The following is a 14,816-nucleotide window of genomic DNA, read 5'->3' on the forward strand; positions in this document are numbered from 1 at the left end:
CTCGCAACTTCACTAAAATAATTATCCTTATAAAATTGAATCAATTTTTCTTTGTCTATATTATATGAAAATCCGCTTAACATATCAATTCATTTTCCCTTGAGTTTCCATAAAAATAACCCTCACAAACAGTGTCGTCACCATTTGCAAGGGTTATCATCATTTCAGAAATCTAACACAATATTCAATTATGCGTTCATCTGAGCTGCAACTTCAGCTGCGAAGTCTTCGTTCTTCTTCTCAAGACCTTCACCTGTCTCGAAACGAACGAACTTCTTAACTGTCAGGTTAGCACCTGTCTCTTTTGCAACTTTCTCTACATACTTAGCAACTGTAAGATCTCCGTCCTGAACGTATACCTGATCCAGCAGACAGATCTCTTTCATCTCTTTGTTAAGACGTCCGATCAGCATCTTCTCGATAATGTTATCTGGCTTGTTAGCATTCTTAGGATCGTTCTTAGCCTGAGCAAGAAGAATCTCTTTCTCTTTGTCAAGGAACTCCTGAGATACTTCATCACGAGATACATACTTCGGAGACATAGCTGCAACCTGCATAGCTACGTTCTTCAGGCATGCCTTAACTTCATCGTTGACAACATCTGTATCAGCCTCTACGAGAACACCGATACGTCCGCCACCGTGAATATAAGCAACGATACATCCGTCAGACTCAAGCTTCTCGAATCTTCTGATGTTAAGGTTCTCACCGATTACAGCGATCTTCTCTGTCAGAGCATCTTTAACTGTCTTAGATGCATCCTCATTCCAAGCCTCAGCCATGAATGAATCCATATCTTTAGAATCAGAACCGATTGCCTGATTAACAACAGCCTTAACAAATCCCTGGAACTCAGCGTTCTTTGCTACGAAGTCTGTCTCAGAGTTAACTTCAACGATTGCTGCTGTCTTGTCATCACGAACTTCAGCCATAACAATACCTTCTGCTGCGATACGTCCAGCTTTTTTAACAGCCTTAGCTTCTCCGTTCTTTCTCAGAAACTCGATTGCTTCTTCCATGTTACCGTTTGTCTCGTTCAGAGCCTTCTTACAGTCCATCATTCCGGCACCGGTCAGTTCTCTTAACTCTTTTACCATACTAGCTGTGATTGCCATCTTTCATTTCCTCCTGTCGCTTGATACTTATTACTCTTCAACTGCCTCTGCAGCTTCTTCTACGTTCTCTTCGTATCCTGCTTCACCCTGTCTTGCTTCGATAACAGCATCTGCCATCTTAGAAACAATCAGTTTTACAGCGCGGATAGCGTCATCGTTTCCAGGAATTACATAGTCCAGTTCTTCCGGATCACAGTTAGTATCTGCGATTCCGATAAGTGGAATACCAAGTGTGTGTGCTTCCTGAACACAGATTCTTTCTTTCTTAGGATCTACGATAAAGATAGCATCTGGGAGCTTCTTCATATCTTTGATACCGCCAAGGTTCTTCTCAAGTTTCTCCCACTCTTTCTTAAGCTGGATAACTTCTTTCTTAGGCAGTACATCGAATGTTCCGTCTTCAGACATTCTCTCGATATCTTTCAGGCGTGCGATTCTGCTCTTGATTGTCTTGAAGTTTGTAAGCATACCTCCAAGCCATCTCTCATTTACATAAAACATTCCGCAACGTTCAGCTTCTACTTTGATAGCATCCTGAGCCTGTTTCTTAGTTCCTACAAAAAGAATGTTTCCACCCTCTGCTGCGATATCAGCTACTGCTTTGTATGCATCGTCAACCATTCCTACTGATTTCTGCAGGTCGATGATGTAGATACCGTTACGCTCTGTGTAGATATACGGAGCCATTTTAGGATTCCATCTTCTTGTCTGATGTCCGAAATGAACACCTGCTTCTAAAAGTTGCTTCATTGAAATAACGCTCATGTTTCTTTCCTCCATTTGGTTTTTTACTTCCGCGCCTCTCATGTCCTATGAAACCGGTTTTCTTTGAAAACTTAGGCACCTTCACAGGTATCGTTGCGCGTGTTTTTTTGCGACCTTTAAATTTTATCATAAAAAATGCGTAAATGCAAGGTATTTCCCGCATTTACGCAACTTTTATGCAACATTCTGCATTTGTTAATTTTCACTATTCCTATATCTGCCTTACAGCACTCTTCGAACACACCTCAACGTACGATACTGGCAGTTAGAAAACTCTACAATACCTACACCTGGTGAAGAGGCATGGATAATACCGCCTGATCCGTTATATATACCAACATGACCGTAATAACACAGAAGGTCTCCCGCCTTTGCCTGCGATAACGGAATCTCTACACCACACAATGCCTGTGCGGAATCTACTCTTGGAAGTGATACTCCAAATGCTGCATAGATCTGCTGAGTGAATCCGGAACAGTCAATTCCATTCGTCAGGCTGTTACCACCGTATACATACGGATTACCGATAAACTGCCTTGCATACGCCACTACTGCTGCTCCGTCTCTTCCCTGTGGCGGCACATAACTGCTGTTATTAGACGATGAATTGTTGGAACTATTATTTCCACTGTTGCTGGAATTATTATTGGAATTCGAATTACCTGAATTACTATTGCTGTTCGAATTATTATTACTCTGCTGTGTATTATTCTGAGTCGTATTCGTCTGTGTATTCGGAGCAGCCGCTGCTGCCTGCGCAGCTTCTTCCTGCGCTTTCCGCTCAGCTTCCTGTCTTGCAGCTATCGCATCCTGAATACTCTGATCCAACTGTGCGATCTCAGACTGCTTATCTTCCAGTGTAGCTGTAAGAGAGGCTTTCTCGCCCTCCAACTCGGTCTGCATCGTCTGCATCTGCTCATATTCATCCTGCAGATCATTCTTCATAGTCTCGACCTGCTTGGTGGTTGCTTCGTATTCACTCAGCTTATCCCTGTCATAGGAATGTACTTCTGCCACATATTCTGCTTTATTCAAAAGATCTGTAAAACTGGTGGATGAAAATAATGTCTCAAGCAGACTGCTATTCCCCTCTTCGTACATATACTTAATACGAAGCTTCATTGACTCATACTGCTCAGTCTGCTTTGCAGCAGCTTCCTCTAAATCATCTCCCGCCTTTTCAACCTCTTCCTGCTTCTTATCCAGATCAGCTTCAAGTGTATCAATCTTATCCAGAGTCTGTGTCAACTGTTCCTGAAGAGAACTAGCTTCCGTCTCTGCCTGATCTTTGTTCTTTTGCATATCTTCCAATGTAGTAGCAAAAACAGGTGACACGATCATGGAACTGATCAACAACGCGGTTAACAACGCCTGTACAATTCTATTCTTCATATCTATCCCTCTTATTCTGTTCTTATACTTAAATTACCCCTACTATACTTTTATAGCATACTACATTTTGCAGGTCATTTCAATGTATATTTCGTGTTTTGTAATACTTTTGTAACATTTTTATTAAGATATTTCTTTGTTCTCACTATATCCCGTCGGTTTTTCATCAATCTGCTTGATCTGCAAATAAATAATTGCCGCAATTGTTGCCGCTCCTACCGTAACCATACCGATCACACGAATATCTGCCATCATGCGGTCAAATATCTGATACTTCGTAGCAAAAAGTGCAAGCAGATTCGCCGTAACATGGGCAACAATCGGCGCAAGCACGGAACCGTATTTTTCACACAGCCATGCAAACATCAGTCCCATCAGGAATCCATATAACATCTGTACAAAATTGCCGTGAAAAATGCCAAATACTACTGATGTATAGATGATTGCCAGCTTCGCACCAGTATCTTCCCGCATTCTTCGGAACATCAGGCCACGAAACACCAACTCTTCAGCAATCGGTGATAAAATTGCAAGGCATACAATCTGTACTGCAAATGGCGCACTGTACATTGATGTAGCTGTAGTCTCATACGTAGCACTCAATGCACTCAGATTACCGATCAAAATCAAATTATTCAGCGCAAGGCTTGCGCCTCCTGCAAATACTACTACCAGTACGTATTTCCAAAGCGGTGCTTTCTTATTCGTTGCAACTCCATAGTATTTTTCACGGTTTCTGTCACGATGATACAGAAACAGCATCACCGGTATTACAACCAATGCTGTTGCACCACTAATGATGGTTGTGTATTTCTGCATCATATTCATTAATTTCGTAGCAAACTGCATCATAGCTGCCTGATTCTCATATGCTGCCACCACTTCCTTCGTATGTGCATTCATATACTGGTACATCACTACCACTGCCGCCACCATACTAACAGCAATCTGAATGCCCCATTCTATAATGAAAGGGCCCCATATGCGCCAGAACCTCTGGCCATAACTGAGGCGCGGCATATGCCCCGGTCTCTGTTGATTATTCTGATTATCCATAATGTATCTCTCTTTCTAAGCTGTTCTTTTATAAACATCTTTATCAAACTCTTCTTATTCTACTTCGCATAGCACAAATGTGCAATTAAAAATTTATAAACTCTTCATTGCTTTACATTCCCTGACATCTGAAATATAATAAAATAAAACGGCAGTAAAGGAGTATACAGTTATGGAAAATCAAAAGCAACGCGTATATGACGCATTAGACAAACTTGGTATTAAATATGAAGTCGTAGAGCATGAACCCGTTCATACCATGGAGGATATGGACAGACTCGGACTACCTGAAAAAGGAACCCTCTGTAAGAATCTGTTTCTCCGCGATTCCAAAGGCAAGCGCCACTTCTTAGTGACCGCTGATGAAAAGACTAAGATTGATCTCAAAGCACTGGGTCGTACCCTTGGAGCAGGAACTTTAAGTTTTGCTTCTGAAGAACGTCTGGAAAAATATCTCGGACTAAAACAGGGCAGTGTATCTCCTTTTGGACTGATGAACGATACTGATCATGCAGTAGAATTCTTCATTGACAAGAGCCTGAGCCGTTGCAAGAGCCTCGGTATCCATCCTTTGGAGAATACAGCTACCGTATTTCTGTCATTTAAAGATCTAGACAAGTTCCTCTGGAATTTTGATGTAGATGTAATTAAAATAAAGCTTTAATTTCCATTTCGGTGCCTGTGAGGCTTCCCTGAACCATTTCCGGTTTACCACCTCCGCGAGCACCGAATTTTTCTTTCAACTTCTGATTGAGCAGTCTCACATCTTCCGTTTTGCTTCCGATTACATATCGATAGCCATCCTGATCCGTTCCACCAAATGCGCCGCACACAGATGCACCTCTTTCCAGCAACAGATTCACTATCTCTCTCAGGTCATCCCCGACAAGCTTCTCGTCAAAAACGCATACCGCACCGTCACCAACCTCTACTTCTGCTGCTTTATACTGAAGCCGCTCTTTTTGCATAGATGCCAGTTCCAGTTTCAGACCACTCTGTTCTGTCTTCAGCCGTTCCACGCCTTCTGCTATCTTTTCTTCTTTCTCACACAGCAGTGCACTGATCTGTTTTACAGACTGATGTTTTCTCTGATAATCTGCAAGTACTCTTGCTCCACTCAGCATATGAATGCGCTCTCCACCTTTATAATTTGCCATGCCGACCAGCTTGATCAGGCCAATCTGTCCAGTGTATGCCACATGCGGTGCACAGCACGCGCAGAGATCCACACCCGGGATCTCAATAATGCGCACCTGTCCCTCAATCTCAATCTTGCTGCGATAATCCAGTTCATGCAATTCTTCTTTTGCAGGATACAGCACATTTACCGGAAAATTATGGAATATTGCCTGATTGGCTTCATTCTCAATCTCAAGAAGCTGTTCTTTTGTGATTGGTCCATCAAAGTCCATCGTACAGTAGTCGTCCGCCAGATGGAATCCCACATTGTTATATCCAAATCTGTGATGTACAATTCCTGACACAATGTGCTCACCACTATGCTGCTGCATCCGGTCAAACCGCTTCTCCCAATCCAGTTTACCATGCGCACTTTTTCCAGCTTCTATTGGTGCATCTATTATATGGAATATCACTCCATCTTTCTCTTTTGTATCTGTAACCCGGATCTCATCAAGATATCCGGTATCTCCATATTGTCCGCCGCCCTCAGGAAAAAAGGCAGTTCTGTCAAGAACCGCCTTGTATCCGTCTTTATATGGTTCACAGGACAATACTGTTGCATCAAACTCTGCCATAAAAGCATCTTCGTAAAACAATTTCACAGTATTTTCCATCATCTTCTCCTACCTTTTTCTTACATACGCTCCGGTGCTTCAAATCCCAGCACATCAATACAAGACTCCAGCACTTCCTTTGTAAGTGTTAACAGTGCAATATAACCTGCTTTCTTAGCCTCATCCTCTTCCGCAAGAATCTTGGTCTCATGATAGAAACGGTTAAATACATTGGCCAGATCATAAATGTATGCGCAAATCTTGTGCGGAGCAGTCTCCATAGCGGCTGTCTTCATCACTGCATTATATTTGCCAACTTCCAGCATAAGTGCTTTTTCACAGTCTGCTGATGGAATATTGCAATGAATATCTTCCGTCACACCACCATTTTCTTTATATTTGTTCAGAATTGATTTAATACGAACGATGGTATACAGAATATACGGTCCTGTATTTCCTTCAAACGAAGTAAATCTGTCGATATCGAACACATAATCCTTGCCGGCCTGGTTAGACAGATCACCATACTTCAGCGCAGCAAGTCCCACTTTCTGTGCTACTTCTTCAGCTTCCGCTCCCTCGATGGTGCGGTTATCTGTGATCTTCTGATACATTTTCTGATTAATCTCTGCAATCAGATTCTCCAGACGCATAACTCCACCTTCTCTGGTCTTAAACGGCTTACCGTCTTTACCGTTCATCGTACCAAATCCGATAAACTTAAGCTCTGTTGAAGCTGGAACAATACCAGTCTTCTTAGCGGCACGGAATACCTGTGTAAAATGCATCTCCTGACGCTTATCAGCAAGATAGACTACGCGGTTCGGCTTGTAATCTTCTTCTCTCTGGATCAAAGTTGCAAGGTCTGTTGTTCCGTACAGTGATGCTCCGTCCGATTTCTGGATCAGACATGGTGGAATCTCTTTGGTATCAGTCTCTTCTTTGACATCAATAACCAGGGCTCCATCATCTAAGCGTGCGAATCCATCTTTCTTGAACTGCTCCAACATATCCGGAATATACTTCTGCGCATCAGACTCACCTTTCCAGAGATCAAACTCTACATTCAGTCTCTGATAATTCTTCTTAATATCGTCAACAGAAATATTAACAATATGATTCCAGAGTGCACGATATCCTCTATGTCCATTCTGAAGCAGATAGGTCGCATGAAGCGCTTCTTCACGGTAATCTTCATGTTCTTTTGCATATCCGCTGGCTGTCGGATAGATCTCTTCCAGCTCACTGATGGTAAATGGTGCTTCTTCCGGATAATCTCCTGTATAAGACTCATCATAATACGGCAGCTCAGGTTTGCGCTTTTTAAGCTCAGTAATGATCAGACCCATCTGATATCCCCAGTCACCCAGATGAATATCGCCAAGCACCTTATGTCCCATCTTACGGAACATACGCTTTACACTTTCACCGATTACTGCTGAACGCAGATGTCCTACGTGAAGCGGCTTCGCTACATTAGGTCCGCCATAATCGATCACGATCATCTCCGGATTCTCTGCCTGTTCCAGTCCAAGATTATCATCCTCAGCCATCTGATTCACGTAATCGGCCACAAATTCTTCCTTAAGATTCAGATTGATGAATCCCGGCTTAACTGCCTCTGCTTTTGCAAAGCAGTCACTGCCCTGAAGATGTGCTACCACATCTTCTGCAATCATGATTGGTGCTTTATGATAAGTCTTGGCTCCCGCCATAGCGCCGTTGCACTGATATTCACACAGATCCGGACGGTTAGAAATGGTAACTTTTGCAAGTTCTTTTCCATATCCAGCCTGTTCAAATGCTTTCGCAATTTCCAATTCAATGAGCTCTATTATCTGCTTCATTCCTTTTCCTCCATTCGTATCGTCTAACTCTTCATATCATACCCACAATATCCCCGAAAGTCAAGGTGTGCACATTTCTCCGTTGCATTTTCCGAATGAATGTGCTAATATACTAGATGTCTCTGTAGCTCAGTGGATAGAGCGCCGCCCTCCGGAGGCGGGTGCGCCAGTTCGATTCTGGTCAGAGACGGTTTACAGGTATCGCATATGCGGTACCTGTTTTATTCTACAATCACATCACACATTTTCTCACTCTGTCATAATAATACGCATGATCCGACAGATATTCCTCTGCATTTACCTGGCTTCCATTAATTTCCTGAATCACGGCATTCAGTTCTTCTTTCGGAAGTGCTCCGCTCTCTGGCAATATGATCATCTCATGAACGCTGCTCGGCAAAATATAGAAGTTCTCTTTCAGATACAACGCAAGCATCTCCAGACGTCCTGGATATAACACTGCTGCCGCTCCAAAACTTCGCATTTGATTCGTCAACACATACATGCTTTCTTCTGCTGTCAGATGATCTTCTATCTCCTCCACACCAAGCATTTCCGTAAGCAATGCATACATATTGGTCAACTCATACGGCAATAACTTTTCTGTATTAAGCATTGCATTCTGATACAGATCTTCTGTACTTGTATTCCACCACTCAAGCTGTTCTTTTTTAATCAGCATCGCTGCCTGCTGCATCTGATGTTCATCCATTTCCAGCAACAAATAAAATACGATTGCCAGATCCTTCCACGGCATATACGGAACCTCACTGAGAAGCTTTTTGTTCTTCTCACGATTGATCAGACGATATACGATTTTATTTTTCACACCAGGAAATTCATAGATCCAGTCTTCTTTCCACGAATGCTCAATGCGTACCTTCTGATAGATCTTCATGATCTGCTCCGCTAATGTATGCATATCAGTCCCATATTGATACTTTTCATAAAATTCTTCCAGATAAATGGTTGGGGATATATTGATATTCTTCTCAGACAAACGGATACCACATCTTAAATATCCGTTATTCTTCAGAGTCTTCTGGACCGATACCAGCAGATTATCACTCACAAGACTCTTTAGTTCCAGTTCCATTCCGCTCACAAACTCTTCGTATGACATACAAACTCCTTTCACCCTGTTCCAGGCAGATTGCGCCATAATCATGGACTGCATTGTTCTACGCGAAATCGACTGTATAGATTTGAACAGCCGGCGATGCCGGCAAAATATTATGGTAAACTGATTATAAAAAAGCCCTGCACAAAATGCAAGGCTTTTTTTGATTCTTTTTTAATTAGTTAGCACGTGACAGATATTCACCTGTACGAGTATCGATCTTAATTTTTTCTCCCTGATCTACGAACAGCGGTACCATAACCTGAGCTCCTGTCTCTACGATAGCCGGCTTCGTAGCTCCTGTAGCTGTGTTACCCTTAACACCCGGCTCAGATTCTGTGATCACAAGCTCTACGGTGATCGGTGGCTCGATTGCAAATGCATTACCCTGGTAGAAGCTTACTGTAACTTCTTCGTTCTCCTTAACGAACTTCATAGACTCTCCGGCTTCCTCAGCGCTGATCATAATCTGCTCATATGTCTCATTGTCCATGTAGTTATAGAACTCACCGTCATTGTACAGGTACTGCATTTTCTTTCTCTCGATGTGAGCCTGCTCAAATGTCTCTGTAGGACGGAATGTTGTCTCTACTACACCACCGTTAATGATATCTTTCATCTTAACACGAACAAATGCTGCTCCTTTACCCGGTTTAACATGCATAAAGTCGATAACCTGACATACCTTTCCATTCACTTCAATAGTAATACCATTACGGATATCTCCTGCTGATACTTTAGCCATTACATAATCCTCCTTAAATTGCGCACTGCGCTTACGTTCTCAATCTTTTACCATTTTATAATACATATCATCATTTTTCAACCTTTTTTTCCCTAGCAAGGCTACGCTTGTAGAAAAAGAGCACAATCCTTTCAAGATATCGCTTTAAAACGATCTGTATCTCTTCCTTGGGGTTCATTGGTTTAACTAAAATGCTCGGAATACCGCTACGTTTTGCACCCCACACATCTGTAAATAACTGATCTCCAATAAATACAGTTGAAGAACGATCTGTTCCCATGATCTCCATTGCCTTAATGTAATTCTTCTTAGACGGCTTATGTGCATTATACACATAAGCTACCTGAATCTTTTCATTAAACATCTTTACACGCGGTTCCTTATTATTGGAAATCAGACAACACTGAAAACCAATCTTTTTCAATCGTTCAAACAGTCGGATTGCTCGATCATCTGCCGGTGCTCCATGCGGTACCAGCGTATTATCAATGTCGAAAATCAGACCTCTGTATCCTTTTTTATATAATTCTTCAAAATCGATTACATATGCAGAAACCGTATATCGATCTGGATAAAATGCACGAAACATACTTATATCTCCGCTCTTGTCAGCTTCTGAACCAGTTCTTCACAAATTGTAAGCACATCCTTATCATCTGTATTCACTACGATATCAGCTGCTGCCTCATATTTTTCTCTGCGCTGTTCCATCAATTCAGATATACCAGCTACATTCTTACGCCCCTGCAAAACCGGACGATCATTGTTATCCTTTACACGCTCATAAATCGTTTCCGGACTCGCCGTAAGAAGAACTACCTTGCCATTCTTCTTCATTTCCTCAACATTGCGCTCGCGCATTGCTACACCACCGCCACAGGAAATGACCACATTTTTCTTATCCTGCATCTCAATCAGGAGATTTGTCTCCAGATTACGGAAATATTCTTCACCATAAGTAGCAAAAATATCCGGAATACTCATCTCTTCTCTGTCAGCAATTAACTGATCCATCTCAACGATTTCCATATCGAATACAGTGCTGAGATAATCTGAAATTGTGGACTTACCTGCTCCCATGAATCCAATCAGCACGATATTATAATCAAAAAGCTTTCTTGCCTGAATACGCTTACTGTTACGGCGAATACGACGGAATACATCTTCAATCTCTTCACTGTATTTGTTGCCATCCAGCTTAATCTCAAGCTGTCTTTCCTGCTTTTCTTCCTGCTTTGGCTGTATGATAGACATGCCATACTCTTCCTTGTACGCCATGATCTTTTCTATGATTGAATTTCTCTCAACCAAAGCGTCAATGATCTTATCATCGCACAATGCAAGCTGCTCTCTGTATAATTCCAAATCATTCATTGCTACTATGTCTCCTTCTGTTATTTTCTCTTTCGTCTAAAAGCCTGAATTTTCAGTTTTTAATTATATCAATTTTGTCACTGATACGCAACAAAAACTTACTCCTTATCCATTTCAAGAGCTGAATCATCAACAGATTTGCAAACGCAAGCACGCACATCCATGTTAAACACTTTGGATTCAGTGATACTGTCTGAAACATTCCGGATAATCCCGGTACATAGATTACTGCCAGAAGCATTACACTTCCCAACACAAACGCACCTGTAAGAAATGGATTATTCCAAAATCTTTTCGTAAATATTACAGTGTGGTCAGATTTACAATTGTATCCATGTACTAGCCGTCCAAGGCACAGTGTACCGAAAGCCAATGTTTTTGCGAGGATTACATTACCTGTTCCTGTTGTATTTTCACCTAGTCCAATTGTAAATGCAATAGATGTCATCACACCAATACATAAGCCTTCTACACCGATTTTCAACAAATTCTCCCCCTCCAGCAATGAGTTGCTGCGCTTCTCCGGTTTCATTTTCATCGATGCCGGATCCTGCGGTTCCAGTCCAAGTGCGATAGCTGGAAGACTGTCCGTTAGCAGATTGATAAATAACAGGTGCACCGGAGCAAATGGTACCGGAAGTCCGGCAAGCGATGCATAAAGTACCGTCAATATAGCACCTAAATTTCCTGAAAGCAGGAATCCAATGGAATGGCGTATATTTTCAAAAATACTACGTCCACGTTCCACAGCCTTTATGATAGTAGCAAAATTATCATCCGCAAGTACAATAGCCGCCGCTTCTTTCGCCACATCTGTTCCTGTAATTCCCATTGCCACACCAACATCTGCCTGTTTAAGTGCTGGGGCATCATTCACTCCATCACCTGTCATAGCTACGATATTGCCTTTCCGCTGCCATGCTTTTACAATTCGAATCTTGTGTTCAGGTGCCACTCTGGCATAGACTGATACTCGTTCCACATATTCTTCCAGATCTTCATCTGACATCCCATCAATATCTGCGCCTTCACACACCAGATCACCTTCCTGTAAAATGCCAATTCGCTTAGCGATTGCTGCTGCTGTAATTTTATGGTCACCGGTAATCATTACCGGACGGATACCTGCTTCGATGCAGGACTGTACCGCCGCTTTCGATTCTTCTCTAGGTGGATCCATCATCGCCGTCATCCCCAGGAACACCAGATTCTCTTCTTCATTCTCATCCAAATCAGAATTCGAGTCTAATATACGATACCCAAACGCCAGTACTCGCAAACCATTTTCAGCATATGTCTGATTCTGCTGTTCAATTTTTCTTCTATCTGACTCTGAAATTTTATATTCCATTCCATCACGTGCAATTTTTTTCATAAGTGGCAGCATTCTGTCAACTGCGCCCTTTACAATCATTACCCGCTCTGCACCAGTATCATGAACTGTGGTCATCATTTTACGCGTACTGTCGAATGGTCTCTCACCAATTCTCGGATTCTGCCTTCTCACAGTCTCCGCATCTATGCCTGCTTTTGCTGCCATATTAATTAAGGAAGTCTCCGTTGGATCCCCAATTTCTTTTTCCTCTGTACAGACCGCATCATTACATAACACACTATATATCATTAATTTTTGAAATTCCGGCAGTTGTCTAGTCTTCTCGTATTCTAATGACATATCTTTTCCATCTGCATAGCAGGCTTCTACCGTCATTTTATTCTGGGTAAGTGTTCCTGTTTTGTCTGAACAGATTACAGATACTCTGCCAAGACCTTCTACTGCATGAAGTTTTCGGACAATGGCATGTTCTTTTGCCATCTCGCCTGTTCCCATAGATAACACAATTGTCACAATAGAACTTAACGCTTCCGGTATCGCAGCCACTGCCAATGCTACTGCAAAAAGAAATGCATCTGCAATCCCCTCTCCACGCCATACACTGACGCCAAACAAGATGCCACAGAACACAAGAATTACTACAGACAGCTTCTTTCCAAATTCATCAAGACTTTTCTGCAACGGACTTTTTTTCTCTGCCGCTTCATCCAAAAGTCCAGCAATCTTTCCCATTTCAGTCTGCATACCAATTCCTGTCACCAGAAATGTTCCTCTTCCAGCTGTAACAAAACTTCCGGCAAATACACGGTCGGTCTGATCTCCCAGTGAATTCCCAATCGCAGCTTTATCCAGAGTTTTTTCTGCCGGAAGACTTTCTCCCGTCAACATACTCTCATCAATCTTTAGATCCATGCATCTCAGAAGTCTTCCGTCTGCCGGAACTCTGTCACCGGCCTCCAAAATCACCTCGTCCTCCATTGTTACTTCCGACGCCGGGATTTTGTTTACCTCACCGTCCCGAAAAACGGTTGCCTCTGGTGCAGAAAGTTCAGCAAGGCTATTGATTGACTGTTCTGCTTTGATTGTCTGTACAGTTCCCAGAATCGCATTCATTGTAATCACCACGAGAATCACGATACTGCTCTTAATATCACCCAGAAGTCCTGATATAGCTGCAGATACGATCAGAATGATTACCAGAAAATCTTTATACTGTTCCAGAAACACTCGCGGAATACTAAGTTTCTTTTTTTCTCTGATTTCGTTCATACCATACCTTTTCTGATTTTCCTGTGCTTGTTTTGATGTAAGCATAGTCTGTCTCCTTTCTCTGTCTGTCCAAAGCATGTGCATCCTCACAAAGATTTAAACATTTCTCCTGTAAACTCGCCATAATAATCGAGTAGGTACGATTCATGGCGGTTTATTGTACAAAAAAAGAGACTTTTATTGCACAACAACTGTACAATAAAAGTCTCACTATTTCATTGCGATACGGATGCTCTGCATCGTACTGACGACATCGCAAACATATCTGTCATAACAACTACTGCAACAAACAGATATGTCAGTTACTCCCTTTTACATATTTTCAGTATATCCTTTGTCAGGCTTATTTGTCAAGAACGGCTTTGATATCTTTTCGAAATGTCTTCCACGCATCTTCATTTTCTACAAAATATTTTGGACAGTTCTTTCCTGTCACATCATAATGTCGGATCACATCATTCTCATTCAAGTCAAATTTCAAACATAACCACGCACAGAGCTGAACCATAGAGCGATATGTCGCATCATTGAACTTTCCTGTATCATCCGGATGGCAGCACTCAATCGATACCGTATCATGATTCCTGGAGTTAGACGCATACGCTACTTCCCAGGTAGGCACACACTGTACAATCTCACCATCCAGTCCTACCACAAAATTACTACTTGCTTTCGTAATATGACTGTCCTTCAGTCCTTCAAAATAATTACGGTTATCCATTGCAGTAGATCCCGGATTAGCCGTATAGTGCACCACAATTCCCGTAATCTGGTCTGTTGCAGTACCTGGTCTGGAATAAGGGTTCTCTGTAAGAAGTTCCACATCTATATCAGGCTTCACTGCTTCAATATCCTCTCCCGCATTTTCACTATAAGCTCTTTTGAATGGATTTACGCCTGTAACCCGCAGTACAACCAATGCCACGCAGAGGATGCCAAGTACTGCCATCCCCAGTTTCATATACTTTCTGAGACGGTTCTGCCTCTGTCTCGGGGTACACTGACGTTTCTTATAACTTCTCTTTCGTCTCTTAAACTTCATGTTTCTTCTCCTGTATACT

Annotated in this window: 13 protein-coding genes and 1 tRNA gene; 2 read left to right on the top strand and 12 right to left on the bottom strand. The window is 42.1% G+C overall.

All coding sequences use genetic code 11. The features are described from left to right. Nucleotides 1–188: 188 nt before the first annotated feature. The 4 genes from tsf to OCV65_RS07325 form a co-directional block, all read right to left on the bottom strand. Nucleotides 189–1,115, bottom strand: coding sequence for a translation elongation factor Ts (gene tsf, locus OCV65_RS07310; RefSeq protein WP_262581509.1), 927 nt, complete (start codon nt 1,113–1,115; stop codon nt 189–191). Between the two features lie 30 nt (nt 1,116–1,145). Further along, a complete protein-coding gene (gene rpsB / locus OCV65_RS07315) occupies nt 1,146–1,880 on the bottom strand; it encodes a 30S ribosomal protein S2 (protein WP_147590763.1) in 735 nt (244 codons plus the stop codon). A gap of 222 nt (nt 1,881–2,102) precedes the next feature. Next, entirely contained in the window at nt 2,103–3,272 is a 1,170-nt protein-coding gene (locus OCV65_RS07320) for a C40 family peptidase (RefSeq protein ID WP_262581510.1), read from the bottom strand. Between the two features lie 123 nt (nt 3,273–3,395). After that, nucleotides 3,396–4,328, bottom strand: coding sequence for a CPBP family intramembrane glutamic endopeptidase (locus tag OCV65_RS07325; protein ID WP_262581511.1), 933 nt, complete (start codon nt 4,326–4,328; stop codon nt 3,396–3,398). A gap of 172 nt (nt 4,329–4,500) precedes the next feature. Between OCV65_RS07325 and OCV65_RS07330 the strand changes: the two genes are divergently transcribed. Beyond that, on the top strand, nt 4,501–4,992 hold the full coding sequence (locus OCV65_RS07330) for a prolyl-tRNA synthetase associated domain-containing protein (protein WP_118382336.1): 492 nt from the start codon (nt 4,501–4,503) through the stop codon (nt 4,990–4,992). Here OCV65_RS07330 and OCV65_RS07335 read toward each other — a convergent pair. After that, the gene (locus OCV65_RS07335; protein WP_262581512.1) at nt 4,976–6,124 is read right to left on the bottom strand and encodes an alanyl-tRNA editing protein; all 1,149 of its coding nucleotides are present in this window, start codon (nt 6,122–6,124) and stop codon (nt 4,976–4,978) included. The two genes, OCV65_RS07330 and OCV65_RS07335, sit on opposite strands and share 17 nt — an antisense overlap. A 20-nt stretch (nt 6,125–6,144) precedes the next feature. Then, nucleotides 6,145–7,911 carry an arginine--tRNA ligase gene (gene argS, locus OCV65_RS07340; RefSeq protein WP_262581513.1) on the bottom strand — a complete coding sequence of 589 codons (1,767 nt, stop codon included), beginning with the start codon at nt 7,909–7,911 and terminating at the stop codon, nt 6,145–6,147. Between the two features lie 118 nt (nt 7,912–8,029). Between argS and OCV65_RS07345 the strand changes: the two genes are divergently transcribed. Beyond that, nucleotides 8,030–8,101 (top strand) — tRNA-Arg (locus OCV65_RS07345). A 42-nt stretch (nt 8,102–8,143) separates the two neighbouring features. Here OCV65_RS07345 and OCV65_RS07350 read toward each other — a convergent pair. The 6 genes from OCV65_RS07350 to OCV65_RS07375 form a co-directional block, all read right to left on the bottom strand. Then, entirely contained in the window at nt 8,144–9,034 is an 891-nt protein-coding gene (locus tag OCV65_RS07350) for a DUF5688 family protein (RefSeq protein ID WP_118452723.1), read from the bottom strand. Between the two features lie 175 nt (nt 9,035–9,209). Next, entirely contained in the window at nt 9,210–9,776 is a 567-nt protein-coding gene (gene efp / locus OCV65_RS07355) for an elongation factor P (protein ID WP_262581514.1), read from the bottom strand. Between the two features lie 70 nt (nt 9,777–9,846). Next, nucleotides 9,847–10,365, bottom strand: coding sequence for a YqeG family HAD IIIA-type phosphatase (locus OCV65_RS07360; protein ID WP_262581515.1), 519 nt, complete (start codon nt 10,363–10,365; stop codon nt 9,847–9,849). Between the two features lie 2 nt (nt 10,366–10,367). Next, nucleotides 10,368–11,150: a shikimate kinase gene (locus OCV65_RS07365; protein ID WP_262581516.1), complete on the bottom strand. Its 783-nt coding sequence runs from the start codon at nt 11,148–11,150 to the stop codon at nt 10,368–10,370. 52 nt (nt 11,151–11,202) lie between these two features. Continuing rightward, entirely contained in the window at nt 11,203–13,800 is a 2,598-nt protein-coding gene (locus OCV65_RS07370; RefSeq protein WP_262581517.1) for a cation-translocating P-type ATPase, read from the bottom strand. Between the two features lie 298 nt (nt 13,801–14,098). Beyond that, nucleotides 14,099–14,797, bottom strand: coding sequence for a peptidoglycan recognition protein family protein (locus OCV65_RS07375; protein ID WP_118382329.1), 699 nt, complete (start codon nt 14,795–14,797; stop codon nt 14,099–14,101). Nucleotides 14,798–14,816 lie beyond the last annotated feature (19 nt).

The sequence above is a fragment of the Dorea ammoniilytica genome (assembly GCF_025567415.1).
GTDB lineage: Bacteria > Bacillota > Clostridia > Lachnospirales > Lachnospiraceae > Claveliimonas > Claveliimonas ammoniilytica.